The sequence below is a fragment of the Pseudomonas sp. YL2 genome (genome assembly GCF_023063025.1).
Lineage (GTDB): Bacteria > Pseudomonadota > Gammaproteobacteria > Pseudomonadales > Pseudomonadaceae > Aquipseudomonas > Aquipseudomonas putida_A.
Map to the genome: position 1 here is coordinate 1 of NZ_JAJSLU010000004.1, position 16,083 is coordinate 16,083.

14 protein-coding genes are annotated in these 16,083 nt (G+C 61.8%); all 14 read right to left on the reverse strand.

What is annotated here, in order from left to right; translation table 11 throughout:
* Positions 1-105 precede the first annotated feature (105 nt).
* Entirely contained in the window at positions 106-435 is a 330-nt protein-coding gene (locus LVD08_RS07385) for a hypothetical protein (protein WP_247267818.1), read from the reverse strand.
* On the reverse strand, positions 432-1,337 hold the full coding sequence (locus LVD08_RS07390; RefSeq protein ID WP_247267819.1) for an alpha/beta hydrolase: 906 nt from the start codon (positions 1,335-1,337) through the stop codon (positions 432-434). Before LVD08_RS07390 ends, LVD08_RS07385 begins: the two co-directional genes overlap by 4 nt.
* A 151-nt stretch (positions 1,338-1,488) precedes the next feature.
* Positions 1,489-2,766 (reverse strand): flavohemoglobin expression-modulating QEGLA motif protein, encoded by a 1,278-nt coding sequence (locus LVD08_RS07395; RefSeq protein WP_003222055.1) that lies wholly within the window; start codon positions 2,764-2,766, stop codon positions 1,489-1,491.
* A gap of 24 nt (positions 2,767-2,790) precedes the next feature.
* Positions 2,791-3,348, reverse strand: coding sequence for a hypothetical protein (locus LVD08_RS07400; RefSeq protein WP_096795807.1), 558 nt, complete (start codon positions 3,346-3,348; stop codon positions 2,791-2,793).
* Between the two features lie 158 nt (positions 3,349-3,506).
* On the reverse strand, positions 3,507-4,220 hold the full coding sequence (locus tag LVD08_RS07405; RefSeq protein WP_145597861.1) for a TetR/AcrR family transcriptional regulator: 714 nt from the start codon (positions 4,218-4,220) through the stop codon (positions 3,507-3,509).
* Between the two features lie 105 nt (positions 4,221-4,325).
* Positions 4,326-5,828, reverse strand: a complete 1,503-nt coding sequence (gene lysS, locus LVD08_RS07410) for a lysine--tRNA ligase (protein ID WP_003222049.1) — start codon at positions 5,826-5,828, stop codon at positions 4,326-4,328.
* A 112-nt stretch (positions 5,829-5,940) separates the two neighbouring features.
* Positions 5,941-7,036 (reverse strand): peptide chain release factor 2 gene (gene prfB, locus LVD08_RS07415; RefSeq protein WP_096795805.1). Its coding sequence is split into 2 segments (ribosomal slippage): positions 5,941-6,963 and positions 6,965-7,036, totalling 1,095 coding nucleotides; the frame shifts between segments, so codons are not numbered across the junction.
* Positions 7,037-7,271: 235 nt separating this feature from the next.
* Positions 7,272-8,273: a diguanylate cyclase domain-containing protein gene (locus tag LVD08_RS07425; protein ID WP_025112221.1), complete on the reverse strand. Its 1,002-nt coding sequence runs from the start codon at positions 8,271-8,273 to the stop codon at positions 7,272-7,274.
* Positions 8,274-8,321: 48 nt separating this feature from the next.
* Entirely contained in the window at positions 8,322-9,332 is a 1,011-nt protein-coding gene (gene cheB, locus LVD08_RS07430; RefSeq protein ID WP_007964205.1) for a chemotaxis response regulator protein-glutamate methylesterase, read from the reverse strand.
* Positions 9,329-11,623, reverse strand: a complete 2,295-nt coding sequence (locus LVD08_RS07435; RefSeq protein ID WP_247267820.1) for a hybrid sensor histidine kinase/response regulator — start codon at positions 11,621-11,623, stop codon at positions 9,329-9,331. The genes cheB and LVD08_RS07435 overlap by 4 nt, the downstream gene beginning before the upstream one ends.
* Positions 11,620-12,315, reverse strand: a complete 696-nt coding sequence (locus LVD08_RS07440; RefSeq protein ID WP_247267821.1) for a chemotaxis protein CheW — start codon at positions 12,313-12,315, stop codon at positions 11,620-11,622. The genes LVD08_RS07435 and LVD08_RS07440 overlap by 4 nt, the downstream gene beginning before the upstream one ends.
* Complete coding sequence (locus LVD08_RS07445) at positions 12,312-13,589, reverse strand: CheR family methyltransferase (protein WP_247267822.1); 1,278 nt, start codon at positions 13,587-13,589, stop codon at positions 12,312-12,314. The genes LVD08_RS07440 and LVD08_RS07445 overlap by 4 nt, the downstream gene beginning before the upstream one ends.
* Positions 13,586-14,104 (reverse strand): chemotaxis protein CheW, encoded by a 519-nt coding sequence (locus tag LVD08_RS07450; protein ID WP_027610993.1) that lies wholly within the window; start codon positions 14,102-14,104, stop codon positions 13,586-13,588. Before LVD08_RS07450 ends, LVD08_RS07445 begins: the two co-directional genes overlap by 4 nt.
* The gene (locus tag LVD08_RS07455; protein ID WP_007964198.1) at positions 14,104-15,726 is read right to left on the reverse strand and encodes a methyl-accepting chemotaxis protein; all 1,623 of its coding nucleotides are present in this window, start codon (positions 15,724-15,726) and stop codon (positions 14,104-14,106) included. The genes LVD08_RS07450 and LVD08_RS07455 overlap by 1 nt, the downstream gene beginning before the upstream one ends.
* Positions 15,727-16,083: the final 357 nt, after the last annotated feature.

The following is a 16,083-nucleotide window of genomic DNA, read 5'->3' on the forward strand; positions in this document are numbered from 1 at the left end:
TATGCGAATACTGCTGATCAGACTGAATGCCATGCTGCGAGACGGCACAGAGTGGCGGTGACGAACGGTGGTAGTAAGACAGTTGCTCCCACAGTTTTTATCGGGTTATGGTTCGAGTTTTTGTGGGGTTTCCTGGCCCACGCAGCGCACGGCTTTTTTCTGCGCATTGATCAGCACCCCGGTCAGGCCTTTCTGCTCGGTGTCGAACAGCACCAGCACGCCATCGATGCACTGCGCCACTTGCGGCGCGGGGTCCAGTGAGACTTTGTAGTCTTCGCCCGGCACGGTCTTGAGCATGGTGAATTCGTTGAGCAGCAGCGCATCCTCGGGTTTGGCGAAGTGCAGGTAACCGTAGTACCACAGCGCCCCGACGGTGCCGAGGATGCTGCAGATACCGGTGATGATCAGCGGGATGGCGTTACGTTCTTCAGTCATTGCGGACTCTCATCTTCAGAATTCGGGTCTTGCGGGTAGTTCGGGATCTCGCCGAGGCGGCGCAGGCCGTTGAAGTGCTCGGGATCTTCCAGATAACGCAGCATTACCTGGCGCCAGACCGGATCACCAAAGGTCTGCACGTGGCCGCCACGGGTCAACTGCAACACCCGTGGTGGTGGCGCCGCCTGATACAGGCGAATGGCGTTGGCCATCGGCACCAGCGGGTCATCGATGCTGTGAAAGATTAGTTTCGGCACGCCCGTGAGCTGCGGCATCGAGTTGATCGCGCTGTCGCCGTCCGGCACCAGCCACGACAGCGGCACCTGAAACGGCCAGGTCAGCCATGAAGTGCTGAGGGCGTACTGGCCGACGCTGCGATAACTGGCGGGCACACCGTCGAGCACGAATGCTTTTAGCTGTTTCTGCCGCTCAGGGTGCTGCACCAGCCAATGCACGGCCATCGAGCCGCCAAGGCTCTGACCGAGGAGGATCAGCGGCTTGCCTTTGACCTCTGGCGCCTTGTCGAGCCAGGCGAACGCAGCGTCAATGTCCTGATAGATGGCCGGCAGGCTCGGCTTGCCCTCGGACAAGCCATACCCGCGATAGTCCACCAGCAGCACCTGATAGCCGTTTTTCGGCAACCACCAACTGCCGCCGAGGTGCATCGGCAGATTGCCGCCGTTGCCGTGCAGGTGCAGAACTGTGCCTTTGACTTCGACGCCAGGTTTGGCCGGTAGCCACCAGGCGTTCAGCTTCAAGCCATCCGCCGTGACCAGTGTGACGGTGCGGTATTCGAGCTTGGCTTTTTCCGGTGTGAAGATCTGGCCCGGCTCGGGGTAGAACAACAACGAACTGCAACCACTGAGGGTCAGGAGCAGGCAAAGGATGCCGAGGATTCTCATCCGGTGAAACCTCGCAGAATTCGAATTGGAATACCGTCAAAAACTGTAGGAGTGAGCCTGCTCGCGATAACGGTGTGTCAGTCGATATTTATGTTGATTGATACACCGCTATCGCGAGCAGGCTCACTCCTACAAGGGATTTGTGTGTGGATTAGAGGATGTTTGAGTAATCCGCCTCGATCCGGTCCAGGCTCAAGTGATTAAGGAAGTTGGAGAAGCACATCCACGCCGACAGCGCGTTCATGTCGCGGAACTGTTCCGGCAAATATTTCGGCGGCACCACCAGACCTTCATCGACCAACTGACGCAGGGTACGCATGTCCTCCAACGTGGTCTTGCCGCAGAACAGCAGCGGCACCTGCTCAAGCTTGCCTTTACGCACGGCCAACTGAATGTAGTTGTAAACCATGATAAAGCCCTTGAGGTAGGACAAGTCTTTGGTGAATGGCAGACCGGTCGGGGTCGAACCACGGAACACCCGGCTGGCGTTGCCGTAGCTTTCGGCCATTTCAAAGCCCTGTTCGCGGAAGAACTCGAACACCTGCAAAAAGTCCGCGCCCTCCTCGACCATGTGAATGGCGCGGGTGCGGTTGGTCAGTTTGCGCAGACGGCTTGGGTAGGAGGCGAAGGTGATGATTTCCATCAAGATCGCCAGGCCTTCCTGGGTCACCGTCGACGAGGGTGGGCCTTTGGACAGGAAGGTGCAGATCGGCTGGTTCAAGCCATTGAGCGTGGTGCCGACGTGCACCAGACCTTCGTGGACTTCCAGTGCACGCACGTCGCGGTCGTTGAACAGCGCGTCAGTGCGGATCTTGATGTAGTCGGCGCCTGCCGCCGCGTCGGCGACGATGCCGTCGGACTCGAACACGCGGATGGTTTCCTCGGCCTCGCCGAACACCTTGTTCAACCGGGTTTGCAGCAGGTGAACGGCATCCTTGGCGGTGAGGATCTTCGGTTCGTCCTTCAGGTCGCCACGGCCATCGATGTTGTTCAGGTAGTCGGACATCATCAGGCCGAGGTCGGCCAGGGTCGGGTCACCGGCGTGGAACGCATCGGAGGCGGCGCCGTAGAGTTCCTGGGAGATCAGGCCGAAATCCTCGGTGCCGCGCGCTTCGAGCATGCGCACCACCATGCGGTATTCCTTGCACATGCGCCGCATGATCTGCCCGACCGGATTGAACTGGCCGAGCTGGCGGGTGATGTCGCGCTCGATGTTCTGGAATTCCAGTTTGACCTTGCTCGAATCGAAGGACAGCGGCCGATTGAGGTAGTAGTCGCGATCCACCGCCGGCATTTCCTTGCCCTTGGCCTTGAGAAAGCCCTTGCGGATGTTCTCGTCCCACTTCACCGCATCGAGCACGCGGATCGGCGTCTGCGCCAGCACAATGCGATCGGACAGCGTGCGTATCGTCTGCTGGTAATCGTCCACCCGAAACTCCTGTAGAAAACTGAATTATTTGGCGCGGGCCTGGCGCTGATAGCGCGCGGCCTCGACGAATACATCGGAATTGGCCGGATCGTCGAGGTAAGCAAAGACCTTGTCGAGGCTACTGTCGACTTGCACGCCGTCGCCGTCGTCCTCGGTCTGGAAAGCCTTGCCGTCGAGGGTTTGCTGTTTGATCGCCTGATTGATCTGTTCGAGGTCGAGGTTGTACACCACCAGCTCGTGTTTGTCGGTGAGTTCGAACCCGGCGATGGTGTATTGCCCACCGTAACGCGCCGGCACTTTCGCCGACAGGTACCAGCGACTGCCATGGCGCGACACGGTGAACGGGTACGCCTCGCGCTCGTGAGGCCGGGCCTTGAACCAGGTGATGGCCTGATAGCGATCGTTGCCGACGCGGGTCAGCTCAAGGTTCATCGGCTCGCCCCAGGCATTGGTGCTCGACCACGTGCCCAGCAGGCCCCTGGGCGCCGGGTCACTGGCAGGCAGCGGATCCTTGAAGGTCACCAGACAGCCACTGAGCAGCAGGAACGACAAGGCGATCAGCACGCCACGCCAGGCTTTCATTCAATACTCCCTATGAACATATCCCGCCCTGACGATCACCACTTTCACCTGTGGGAGCGAGCCTGCTCGCGAAAGCGGTGTGTCAGGCAACAAAGATGTTGAATGTCAGACCGCCTTCGCGAGCAAGCCCGCTCCCACAAGGGGATTTCCATCAGTTGTCAGACCGACGCCAGGACCAGATGCATGTACCGCGTCAGAATCCCGAGCATGTCCTGTTCGGCCAAAGGCTCGGCTTCGTTGAGCAGGCCCTGATATTCCATCCGTCCGATAATCGCCGTCAACACCTTGGCATCCTGCTGCGGTTCACGCGAGCCCAGCACCTGGAACAACTGGCAGGTGCCCTGCAGCAGAATCTGCTGATGCGAGCGCACCAGATCCGCCAGCCGCGGGTTGAGCAGCGCTTCCTGGCGGAACGCCTGCTCGGCCATCAGGTGCTCGCGGCGATTGACCAGTTGCCGGTGCACATAGTCGGCCATCAGCCGCGCGATGTCGTCCGCCAGTTGCGAGCGCGACTCGGGGCTGCCGTCACCACTGACGACCATCTCGCGCAGCAGGCCTTCGTTGTTGATCCACAGCTTGGCCATGTAGGCCGCGCTGCGTTCGACGTATTGGGCGAAGGTATCGGTGAGCAGGTCATCGATATCCTTGAAGTAATAAGTAGTGGCCGACAGTGGCACACCGGCCTCGGCCGCCACCGCACGGTGGCGCACGGCGCGCACGCCGTCACGCACGACAATGCGCATCGCCGCGTCGAGAATGTCCTGTCGACGCTGCTCACTGCCCTGTCGGCTGGCCTTGCGGCCCTGGTACTGAACACTTTCAGCGACCGCAGTGGCGATACCCGCTGCACCTTCTTGAGCGATTGCAACCATCACGACTGGACTTCCTCTGCTATTGCAAAATTAACCAATTGATACATTTGTACCAGACAGGCAATAAAAAGCCGCCTGTTTTAGGCGGCTTTTTAACTGAAACGTTTACGCTTGCGGTCGCATGTGCGGGAACAGGATCACATCGCGGATCGACGGCGAGTTGGTCAGCAACATTACCAGACGGTCGATGCCGATACCTTCACCGGCCGTTGGCGGCATGCCGTACTCCAGCGCGCGCACGAAATCGGCGTCGTAGTGCATGGCTTCGTCGTCGCCGGCGTCCTTGTCGGCCACCTGCGCCATGAAGCGCTCGGCCTGGTCTTCCGCGTCGTTCAACTCGGAGTAGGCGTTGGCGATTTCACGGCCGCCGATGAACAGCTCGAAACGGTCGGTGACGTTCGGGTTCTCGTCGTTACGACGGGCCAGCGGCGACACTTCGAACGGGTACTGAGTGATGAAGTGCGGCTGCTCCAGCTTGTGCTCGACCAGCTCTTCGAAAATCATCACCTGCAGCTTGCCCAGACCTTCGAAGCCCAGCACCTTGGCGCCGGCCTTCTTGGCGATGGCGCGCGCCTTGTCGATGTCGTTCAGGTCATCGGCGGTCAGCTCAGGGTTGTACTTGAGGATCGAGTCGAACACCGACAGACGGGCAAACGGCTCGCCGAAGTGGAACACCTTGTCGCCGTACGGCACGTCGGTGCTGCCCAGCACCAGTTGTGCCAGTTCACGGAACAGTTCTTCGGTCAGGTCCATGTTGTCTTCGTAGTCGGCGTAAGCCTGGTAGAACTCCAGCATGGTGAATTCAGGGTTGTGACGCGTCGAAACGCCTTCGTTACGGAAGTTGCGGTTGATCTCGAACACTTTCTCGAAACCGCCAACCACCAGACGCTTCAGATACAGCTCAGGCGCGATACGCAGGAACATTTCCATGTCCAGCGCATTGTGGTGGGTTTCGAACGGCTTGGCTGCGGCGCCGCCAGGAATGGTCTGCAGCATCGGCGTCTCGACTTCGAGGAAGTCGCGCTTCATCAGGAAGCTGCGGATGTGCGCGATCACTTGCGAACGCACGCGGAACGTCTGGCGCACGTCTTCGTTGACGATCAGGTCAACGTAACGCTGACGGTAGCGCTGTTCGGTGTCGGTCAGGCCGTGATGCTTGTCCGGCAGCGGGCGCAGCGACTTGGTCAGCAGGCGCACGTTGGTCATTTCGACGTACAGGTCGCCCTTGCCGGAACGCGCCAGGGTGCCTTCGGCGGCAATGATGTCGCCCATGTCCCAGGTCTTGACGGCGGCCAGGGTGTCTTCGGACAGGGTTTTACGGTTGACGTAGACCTGGATGCGACCGGTCATGTCCTGGATCACCATGAACGAGCCACGGTTGAGCATGATGCGACCGGCAACCTTGACCGGGATTGCAGCCTCGGCCAGCTCTTCCTTGGTCTTGTCCGCGTATTTCTTCTGCAGATCTTCGCAGTAGTTTTCGCGGCGGAAGTCGTTCGGGAAGGCGTTGCCCTTGGCGCGCTCGGCAGCCAGCTTTTCCTTGCGCAGGGCGATCAGGGAGTTTTCTTCCTGTTGCAGGGCTTGCGGGTCGAGTTGTTGGTCGCTCATGTCTTCAGATATTCCATCAGGTTCGTTGCCCCCGGGCCTGGCGGCCCGGGAATCGCCAGCAGGGCTGGCTCCTACAGGGATCGCGTTGCATCAGCGACCCTGCGTGCGTCTTTTACAGCCCCGACTTCAGGCTGGCTTCCAGGTATTCATCGATGTCGCCGTCGAGCACCTTGTCGCAGTCGCTGCGTTCAATGTTGGTGCGCAAGTCCTTGATCCGCGACGCGTCGAGCACGTACGAACGGATCTGATGACCCCAGCCGATGTCCGACTTGGTGTCTTCCAGCGCCTGGGAAGCGGCGTTGCGCTTCTGCATTTCCTGCTCGTACAACTTGGCCCGCAGCATTTTCATGGCGGTGTCCTTGTTGGCGTGCTGGGAACGCTCGTTCTGGCAGCTGACCACGGTGTTGGTCGGTACGTGAGTAATACGTACGGCCGAGTCGGTGGTGTTTACGTGCTGACCACCGGCACCGGAGGAACGATAGGTGTCGATCCGCAGGTCTGCCGGGTTGATTTCGATTTCGACCTTGTCGTCGATCTCTGGCGAGACGAAAACCGCAGAGAACGAGGTGTGGCGACGGTTGCCGGAGTCGAACGGGCTCTTGCGCACCAGACGGTGCACGCCGATCTCGGTACGCAGCCAGCCAAAGGCGTATTCCCCCTTGATGTGCACGGTCGCACCTTTGATACCGGCGACTTCACCGGCCGACAATTCCATGATGGTCGCGTCGAAACCACGTTTGTCCGCCCAGCGCAGGTACATGCGCAGCAGGATGTTGGCCCAGTCCTGGGCCTCGGTGCCGCCGGAGCCGGCCTGGATGTCCAGGTAGGCGTTGTTCGGGTCCATCTCGTGGCTGAACATGCGGCGGAATTCAAGCTTGGCCAGTGACTCTTCAAGCCCTTGAAGCAGTTCAACGACGTCGTTTACCGCGCCTTCGTCGTTTTCTTCAACGGCCATGTCGAGCAGCTCGCGGGAATCGGCCAGACCGCTGGACAGCTCATCCAGGGTGTCGACGATCTGCGCCAGCGATGCTCGCTCGCGGCCCAGTTCCTGGGCGTATTCAGGTTTGTTCCAGACTGCAGGATCTTCAAGCTCGCGATTGACTTCGATCAGACGCTCATGCTTTTGATCGTAGTCAAAGATACCCCCGAATAGTTTCGGAGCGCTCGGACAGGTCCTTGATGGTGTTCAGGATCGGGTTGATTTCCATGACGGGCAGCACTCGTTGGCGAACTTTTGAAAGCCGGCGAGTATAACGTAATCAGGCTGTGACGGCAGCCCGTCTGGCGGCTGTTAAGGCGATTCACTTGACATGGCCTGATGCGCATCCTCTGTGGGAGCGGGCTTGCTCGCGAAGGCGGTGTGTCATTAAGCATTGATGTCGAGTGATACTCCGCCTTCGCGAGCAAGCCCGCTCCCACAGGGGATTTGCAGGTTCGAGAGACCTATTCGATACCCACCTGATTACGCCCGTTGTTCTTCGCCAGATACAACCCGCGATCCGCCGCCGAAATCAGCAGCCGGCAATCGCTGCCCGCCTGCGGCACCATGGTCGCCAGGCCGATGCTGATGGTCAGGCTCGCCCCGTCGCCCGGGGTGTTGTGCGGAATCTTCAGCGCCGCCACGGTCTGGCGCAGTTTCTCCGCCACCAGGCGTGCGCCGCCCGGCGAGGTGTTCGGCAGCACCAGGGCGAACTCTTCACCGCCGTAGCGGGCCGGCAGGTCCGACGGTCGGGCGCTGGCGTCGCGGATCGCCGTGGCGACCTTGCGCAGCGCCTCGTCGCCTTCGACGTGGCCGAAGCTGTCGTTGTAGGACTTGAAGTAATCGACGTCGATCATCAGCAGCGACAACTGGCTTTGGTCGCGCAGCGAGCGGCGCCATTCCAGCTCCAGGTACTCGTCGAAGTGCCGGCGGTTGGACAGCCCGGTCAGGCCGTCAGAGTTCATCAGCCGTTGCAGCACCAGGTTGGTGTCGAGCAACTGCTGCTGGCTGACGCGCAACGCACGGTACGCCGCATCCCGCTGCAGCAGGGTCATGTAGGAGCGCGAGTGATAGCGGATGCGCGCCACCAGCTCGATGGTGTCCGGCAGTTTCACCAGATAGTCGTTGGCCCCGGCGGAAAACGCCGCGCTCTTGATCAGCGGGTCTTCCTTGGTCGACAGCACGATGATCGGGATGTCCTTGGTCGCCGGATGATTACGGTATTCGCGCACCAGGCTCAGGCCGTCGAGGCCGGGCATCACCAGATCCTGCAGAATCACCGTCGGCTTGATCCGTACCGCCTGGGCGATGGCCTGGTGCGGGTCGGAGCAGAAGTGGAAGTCGATGTTCTCTTCATTCGACAGCCCACGGCGCACGGCTTCGCCGATCATCGCCTGATCGTCCACCAACAACACCATGGCGGCGTTTTCGTCGGTTTTAATGTCGTCGATCTGTAAATCATTCATGGGCGGTCACCTGAGTACTGCGGGGGCCAGGATTGCGGAATAGCCTGTTCATTTGGGGAATACCTCCAGCAATCGTGGCGCTATCTTTTCCAGTGGACGGATTTCGACGGCCGCATCGATCGCCGCTGCTGCCTTGGGCATGCCGTACACCGCACTGCTTTGCTGATCCTGCGCGATGGTCAGATAACCCTGCTGGCGCATGAGCTTAAGCCCTTGCGCCCCGTCGCGTCCCATCCCGGTCAATAAAACCCCGATGGCATCACCGTTCCAATAGCTGGCGACACTTTCGAAAAACACGTCGATCGAAGGCCGGTAGATCTCGTTGACCGGCTCGGCGGTGTAGGCCAGCGTGCCGTTTTTCAATAAACGAATATGGTGGTTGGTGCCGGCCAGCAGCACCGCGCCGGCCTGCGGTGGCTCGCCCTCGCGGGCCAGGCGTACATCGAGGCCACTGGCGCTGGCCAGCCATTCGGCCATGCCCGCGGCAAACACCTGATCCACGTGCTGCACCAGCACGATGGCGGCCGAGAAATGGCGTGGCAGGCCCTTGAGCAGGACTTCCAGCGCGGCCGGTCCGCCGGCAGACGAGCCGATCGCCACCAGCCGCTTGCACGACGCCGAACTGCGGTGGGGCGTCGGCACCGGGCGCGAGCGCGGGGTTTTCTCGCCGATCAGCCAGCCGATGTTGAGGATCTTGCGCAGCAACGGCGCCGCCGCTTCCTGCGCGTTCCCCGCACCAATGGCCGGGGTATCGACCACGTCCAGCGCGCCGTGGCCCATGGCTTCGAAGACCCGGTGCACGTTCTGCTGACGGTCGACCGTGACGATAACGATCGCGCACGGGGTTTCGGCCATGATCCGTCGCGTGGCCTCGACGCCATCCATGACCGGCATGATCAGGTCCATCAGGATCAGATCCGGGGTGTTTTCGGCGCACAGACGCACCGCCTCGGCGCCGTTGTTGGCGACCCAGACCACCTGATGCGCCGGCTCGAAGGCCAGCGCACGGCGCAAAGCCTCCACCGCCAGGGGCATGTCGTTGACGATTGCGATTTTCATGCCCGCGCTCCTCCAATGAGCTCAACCACTGCATCAAGCAGGGCGTCGTCATGAAAACTGGCCTTGGCTAAATAATAGTCGGCGCCAGCGTCCAGTCCACGACGCCGGTCCTCTTCACGATCCTTGTACGAGACCACCATCACCGGCAGCGATTGCAGGCGGTTGTCGCGGCGCAACAGGGTGACCAGTTCGATGCCATCCATGCGCGGCATGTCGATGTCGGTGATCAGCAAATCGAAGTCCTCCGAACGCAGGGCGTTCCAGCCGTCCATACCGTCAACCGCGACTGCCACGTCGTAGCCGCGATTGAGCAGCAACTTGCGTTGCAACTCGCGCACGGTCAGCGAGTCATCGACCACCAGAATCCGTTTGCGCGCCACTTCGGCGGCCTGATTGCCATGGCGGGCAATACGCTCCAGACGCCCGGTGTTGAGCAGTTTGTCCACCGAGCGCAGCATGTCTTCGACATCGACGATCAGCACCACCGAACCGTCGTCGAGCAGCGCCCCGGCGGAAATATCCTGAACCTTGCCCAGCCGCTCATCCAGCGGTAGCACCACCAGCGTGCGCTCGCCGACAAACCGCTCGACTGCCACCCCGTAGATCGCGTCACGCTCGCGAATCACCACGACCTTGAGGGTTTCGCCGCTGCTCTGACTGGCCGGACGATTCAGCAACTGACTGGCCGCGACCAGCCCGACGTGTCGGCCTTCATGCCAGAAATGCTGACGGCCCTCGATCTGCACGATGTCCTGTGGCTCCAGATCACACATGCGCTCGATATGCGCCAGCGGAAACGCATAAGCCTCCTCGCCGACTTCCACCACCAGACTGCGCACCACCGACAGGGTCAGCGGCACTTCCAGATGAAAGCGGCTGCCCTCGCCCGCCGTCTGCTCCAGCACCACCGCGCCGCGCAGTTGCCGCACCATGTGCTGCACCGCATCGAGACCGACGCCACGCCCGGACACTTCGGTGACCGTGTCGCGCAGGCTGAAACCCGGCAGAAACAGGAACGTCAGCAACTCTTCTTCGCTCAATTGTGCGGCGGTTTCTGCCGGTGACAATTGGCGTTCAACGATGCTGCGGCGGACCTTTTCCAGATCGACGCCATTGCCATCATCGCTCAATTCCAGCACCAGCAAACCGGCCTGATGCGAGGCACGCAGGCGGATCAGGCCTTCTTCGGACTTACCCTTGAGCAAGCGTTGTTCCGGGGTTTCGATGCCGTGATCGACCGCGTTGCGCAGCAAATGAGTCAGCGGCGCTTCGAGTTTTTCCAGCACGTCGCGATCGACCTGGGTCTTCTCGCCCTCGATCTCCAGCCTTACCTGTTTGCCGAGGCTGCGCCCCAGGTCTCGAACCATGCGCACCTGACCGGTGAGCACGTCGGCGAACGGGCGCATGCGGCAGGCCAGCGCAGTGTCGTAGAGCACCTGGGCGCGCTGGCTGGCTTGCCAGGCGAACTCGTCGAGCTCGGCGTTCTTTTCCGCGAGCAATTGCTGAGACTCGGCCAGCAAGCGCCGCGCATCTTCAAGGGCTTCCTGGGCCTCAAGGCTCAGCGCATGTTCCTTGAGATGCACGTTGAGGCTTTCCAGTGCCCGCAGGCCATTATTCTGCATGCGTTTGAGACGCTGCATGGTCGCCAGATGCGGCTTGAGGCGCTGGGTTTCGACCAGCGATTTACTCGACAGGTCGAGCAGGCTGTTCAGGCGTTCGGCGGTGACCCGCAGCACGCGCTCGCCGCCCTCGGTGGTGCGCTTGCTCTTGCGCGGGGCCGGGTCGGAGGTTTCCAGCGGTGTCTCGATCACTTGCGCCGGGGTTTCAATCGGTGCAGGCGCAGGCGGCGGCGCCTGCATCTGCAACTCGGCCATCGGCGGTGGCGCCACTGTGGGCGCTGCCGAAGGGTCGAGCAGGAGTCCCATCAACGCCACATACGCTTCGATGTCCGGCGCTTGCGGAGCATTGGCCGGCGTGGCGATGCGCATCAACAGATCGGTGCCCTGCAACAACGCATCGATGTGCTCGGGACGCAGCAACAGCCGCCCCTCCTGCGCGCTGACCAGGCAATCTTCCATCACATGGGCGACGCTGACACCGCTGTCGATGCCGACGATCCGCGCCGCGCCCTTGAGCGAGTGCGCCGCACGCATGCACGATTCCAGATAGTCGGCCTGAGTCGGGTTGCGCTCCAGCGCCAGCAGCCCGCTGCTGAGCACCTGGGTCTGGGCTTCGGCTTCCAGGCTGAACAGCTCCAGCAGCGAGGCGTCGCGCATTTGCTCGGGGGTCATGTGAGGCTCCGGGTCACGGCGGACAGCAGCTGTTCTTCATCCAGCCAGCGTAGGCTGCGCCCCCGGAATTGCAGGACACCACGGGTGTATTTGGCGCTGGCCGTGCTGTTGTGCTCAGCGCCGGCACGCGACGCGGCGTCGAGAATTTTTTGATCGATGGCGTGGATGCCGTCGACCTCGTCCACCGGCACCACCACCGGTCCGCCGTGGGCGGCGATGATCAGCATGCGCGGCATGACCCGCGCGCCAGTAGCCGGTGCGGCGTTGCCATCCAGATCGAGCAACTCGACCAGCGACAGGCACGCCACCAGCGCCCCGCGCACGTTCGCCACACCGAGCAAGGCCCGCGAGCGTTGGTGTGGCAACGAGTGGATCGCCTGCAGCGGCGCTACCTCCACCAGGCTGCGGGTGGCCAGTCCCAACCATTCCTCGCCGAGGCGGAACATCAGCAGCGAACGGGTTTTCACATCGGTTTCGACCGCCACGGCGACCGGATCGCGTTCGTCCTGCTGCAATGCATAACGGTCCAGCAGGCGCGTGGCGGCGGCGGAATACACCGCGCAGTTGCGGCAATGAATATGCTCGGCCAGCAACGGGCACGACTTATCGCCATGAATACCGATACGGTTCCAGCAATCATCGATGGCCCGGGCGTCTTCGTGGGTGACGTTCAAGGTGTCGGACGGGATCATCGTTTACGCTCACTGTCGGCGGTGCGGCCGCTGCGGGCGGCACGTTCCTGCAATCGTCTGGCACCGGCGCTATCGCCCTGGGCCTGCAGCAAGGCGGCCAGGTGCATCAACGCTTCGGGGTGTTGCGGTTCAAGGTACAAGGCCTTGCGGTAATGACTCTGGGCTTCGAGCGCGGCACCGGCAACATCGCTGAGCAGACCGAGCCAGTAAAACACCTGCGCCACCGGTTCGTGACTGCGCAGATACTGCTCGCATGCCGCGCGGGCCTCGGCGCTTTTGCCTTCGTTGGCCAGCGCGGCGATGTTGGCGAGCAAGGTCGCCGCGTCCGGGTTGGCGCTTTTGCTGTTGACGGGCAACGGTGCAACGCTGGCAAACGGCCGCGGACGCACCGGCGGCGATACTGGCGGCGGACTGCGCAGCGGTTGGCGCACCGGCAAAGGGGTCGGGGTCGGCAATGCCACAGGTTCGGGCATGGGTTCAGCGTGTCGACTGAAGGCAAACGACTGCGGGATGCCGATCGAGCGCATGCCCAGGCGCCCGAGCAGACTGCCCTCGGCCGGGCCGATGAACAACACGCCATCAACGTGCGTCAGACGCTTGAGCACTTCGAAGACTTGCTTCTGCGTCGGCTGGTCGAAATAGATCAGCAGGTTGCGGCAGAACACAAAATCGAACGGCGGCTCACCCGCCAGCAGCGTCGGATCCAGCACATTGCCGGCCTGCAGGCGCACCTGCTCACGCACCGCTTCGCTGACCCGATGGCCGTCCTGCTCGGCGGTGAAATGACGCTCGCGAAAATCCAGATCCTGCCCCCGAAACGAGTTCTTGCCGTACAACGCCCGTCGCGCCTTGTCCACCGACAGCGGGCTGACGTCCATGCCGTCGACCTTGAACTGATGCGGCTTGAGCCCGGCATCGAGCAAGGCCATGGCAATCGAATAGGGTTCTTCGCCGGTCGAGCACGGCAGGCTGAGGATGCGCAGCGCGCGCATGTTGTTCAATTCGTCCAGACGCTTGCGCGCCAGCTTGCCGAGGGTGGCGAAGGATTCCGGATAACGGAAAAACCACGTTTCGGGGACGATCACCGCTTCGATCAACGCCTGCTGTTCGTCCCGAGAACCTTGCAGCAGTTGCCAGTATTCATCGCTGTGCGCGGCTTGCGAGAGCGTGGTGCGTTGGCGCACCGCGCGCTCGATGATCGCCGGCCCCACCGACGTGACATCCAGGCCGATGCGTTCCTTGAGGAAATCGAAAAAACGCTGGTCGCTGCTCATGACTGCGCCCCAAGCGGCGCCGGAAACAGCAGGCTGCGCACCGCGTCATCCAGCAAGTCGTTGACCCGCACCCACTGCACCAGCCCCTGGGCATCTTCGCGCACCGGGCCGAGGTACGGCGCCTGACGATTGTCCAGGCCATACGGCTGAAAATCCTCGGGGTTGCAGCGCAGGGTATCGGTCGCCTGTTCAAGGATCAGCCCGAGCCAGCGCGACGGCTGCTGTTCATCCGGACGGTAATGCACCAGCACCAGCCGCGTACTGGTGCGCGCCTCGGCGGGATGGCCGAAAGTCAGCGCGCTGAGGTCGATGGCCGGTACCACCGCACCGCGATAGGCGAACACCCCGGCGACCCAGTTCGGCGCTTGGGCAATCGGCTTCAACGGCAGGCGCGGCAACACTTCCGCCACCTCGGTGGCGCGCAAGGCGTAACGCTCGCTGCCGATGCGAAACAGCAGGAACAACGCCTGCTTCGCCACCGGCGCAGCGCTGCGTTTGGCGGTGACTTCGCTCATCAGACTTTGAATCGCGAAACGCCGCTGCGCAGCCCGACGGCCACCTGGCTCAGTTCGTCGATGGCGAAACTGGCCTGACGCAGCGACTCGACGGTCTGGCTGCTGGCGTCGCCCAACTGCACCAGCGCATGGTTGATCTGTTCGGCACCGGTGGCCTGGGCCTGCATGCCTTCGTTGACCATCAACACCCGCGGCGCCAGCGCCTGCACCTGATGGATGATCTGCGACAGTTGCTCGCCGACCTGCTGCACTTCGGCCATGCCCCGGCGCACTTCTTCGGAGAACTTGTCCATGCCCATCACGCCAGCAGACACCGCCGACTGGATCTCGCGGACCATCTGCTCAATGTCGTAAGTGGCGACGGCGGTCTGATCCGCCAGACGCCGTACTTCGGTGGCGACCACGGCAAAACCACGCCCGTACTCGCCGGCCTTCTCGGCCTCGATGGCAGCGTTGAGCGACAGCAGGTTGGTCTGATCGGCGACCTTGACGATGGTCACCACCACCTGATTGATGTTGCCGGCCTTCTCGTTGAGGATCGCCAGTTTGGCATTGACCAGATCGGCTGCGCCCATCACCGAGTGCATGGTGTCTTCCATGCGCGCCAGGCCTTGCTGGCCGGAACCGGCGAGTACCGAGGCCTGATCGGCGGCGGTGGACACTTCGGTCATGGTGCGCACCAGATCCCGCGAGGTGGCGGCGATTTCACGTGAGGTCGCGCCGATTTCGGTGGTGGTGGCCGCGGTTTCGGTGGCGGTGGCCTGTTGCTGCTTGGAGGTGGCGGCAATTTCGGTCACCGAAGTGGTCACCTGCACCGAGGAGCGTTGGGCCTGGGACACCAGCGAAGTCAGCTCGGTCATCATGTCGTTGAAGCCGGTTTCCACCGCGCCGAACTCGTCCTTGCGATCCAGATTCAGCCGGCTGCTCAAGTCGCCGGTACGCATGATTTCGAGGATCTTCACGATGCGGTTCATCGGCGCCATGATCGCGCGCATCAGCAACAGACCGCAGGCGCCGGCTGCGAGCACGGCCACCAGCAGCGAGACGAACATGCTGACCTTGGCCGCCGCTACCGCCTCGTCGATGTTGGCCATGGCTTGATCAGCGACCCGCTTGTTTTCGCCGATGATGTCGTTGAGTTTCATGCGACCGGTGTACCAGGCCGGGGTCAGCTTCTCGGTGAACAGCTTGACAGCCTCGGCTTCCAGATTGCGCTTGTGCAGATCGAGTACCTGATCCTGAATCTGCATGTAGGTGTCGTGATCTTTCTCGAACGCGGCGAACTCGACCCGATCTTCGTCGGTGGTGACGGTGTTGCGGTAGTTGGCCATCTGCTCTTGCAGGCGCGTCTCGAACGCCTTGTAATCCGCCGCATCTTCGCTGCTGATGCCCTGCCCTTCCTTGAGGCCGAGCAGTTCCTGGGTCTGCAAATAGCTGTCAACCCACGCCCCGCGAATCATCGAGCTGTAATAGACGCCGGGAACCGCGTCGTCACGCACGCTGCTTTCACTGGCTTCGATTTTCAGCAGGCGGGAATACGAAACGACGACCATCAGCAACATGATGGCGATAATCACCGCAAAGCTCGCCAAAATGCGTTGGCGTAACGTCCAGTTCTTCACAGTGATTCCTCGTGCCTAAGTCGAAATGCGGGGAGTATAGCCGAGGGCGGTGTTTCATTTATAAGACGCTTTTTAACCCTCGGGCCGGCCCGACTTGGTTCGCGGGAAGGCTCTGGGGTGGGACTGTCCGACAATCCGGGGCTGGCGTGCCAGTGATGGAATGGCAAAAAGGGGCGCTGGATCGGCCATTGCTGCGGATGCGCGGCTGAAAACGCAATCGTGAGCAGGCTCGCGCCTACTAATTTCGGCGTCCAGTCCAAAACCCTGTAGGAGCTGGGGGACGGTGGGGAGTTTTTGTTTTTTAAGGCCACAACAAAAAAATGCCGCGGGCCCCCGCTCCCGCCTAGGGTACCGGGG

Bases quoted from the DNA above. Each gene is read 5' to 3' on its own strand.
- LVD08_RS07440 (WP_247267821.1), bottom strand. From the start codon at position 12,315: ATGATCCCGTCCGACACCTTGAACGTCACCCACGAAGACGCCCGGGCC.
- LVD08_RS07400 (WP_096795807.1), bottom strand. From the start codon at position 3,348: ATGAAAGCCTGGCGTGGCGTGCTGATCGCCTTGTCGTTCCTGCTGCTC.
- lysS (WP_003222049.1), bottom strand. From the start codon at position 5,828: ATGAGCGACCAACAACTCGACCCGCAAGCCCTGCAACAGGAAGAAAAC.
- LVD08_RS07385 (WP_247267818.1), bottom strand. From the start codon at position 435: ATGACTGAAGAACGTAACGCCATCCCGCTGATCATCACCGGTATCTGC.
- cheB (WP_007964205.1), bottom strand. From the start codon at position 9,332: ATGAAAATCGCAATCGTCAACGACATGCCCCTGGCGGTGGAGGCTTTG.
- LVD08_RS07445 (WP_247267822.1), bottom strand. From the start codon at position 13,589: ATGAGCAGCGACCAGCGTTTTTTCGATTTCCTCAAGGAACGCATCGGC.
- LVD08_RS07435 (WP_247267820.1), bottom strand. From the start codon at position 11,623: ATGACCCCCGAGCAAATGCGCGACGCCTCGCTGCTGGAGCTGTTCAGC.
- LVD08_RS07425 (WP_025112221.1), bottom strand. From the start codon at position 8,273: ATGAATGATTTACAGATCGACGACATTAAAACCGACGAAAACGCCGCC.
- LVD08_RS07405 (WP_145597861.1), bottom strand. From the start codon at position 4,220: ATGGTTGCAATCGCTCAAGAAGGTGCAGCGGGTATCGCCACTGCGGTC.
- LVD08_RS07390 (WP_247267819.1), bottom strand. From the start codon at position 1,337: ATGAGAATCCTCGGCATCCTTTGCCTGCTCCTGACCCTCAGTGGTTGC.
- LVD08_RS07450 (WP_027610993.1), bottom strand. From the start codon at position 14,104: ATGAGCGAAGTCACCGCCAAACGCAGCGCTGCGCCGGTGGCGAAGCAG.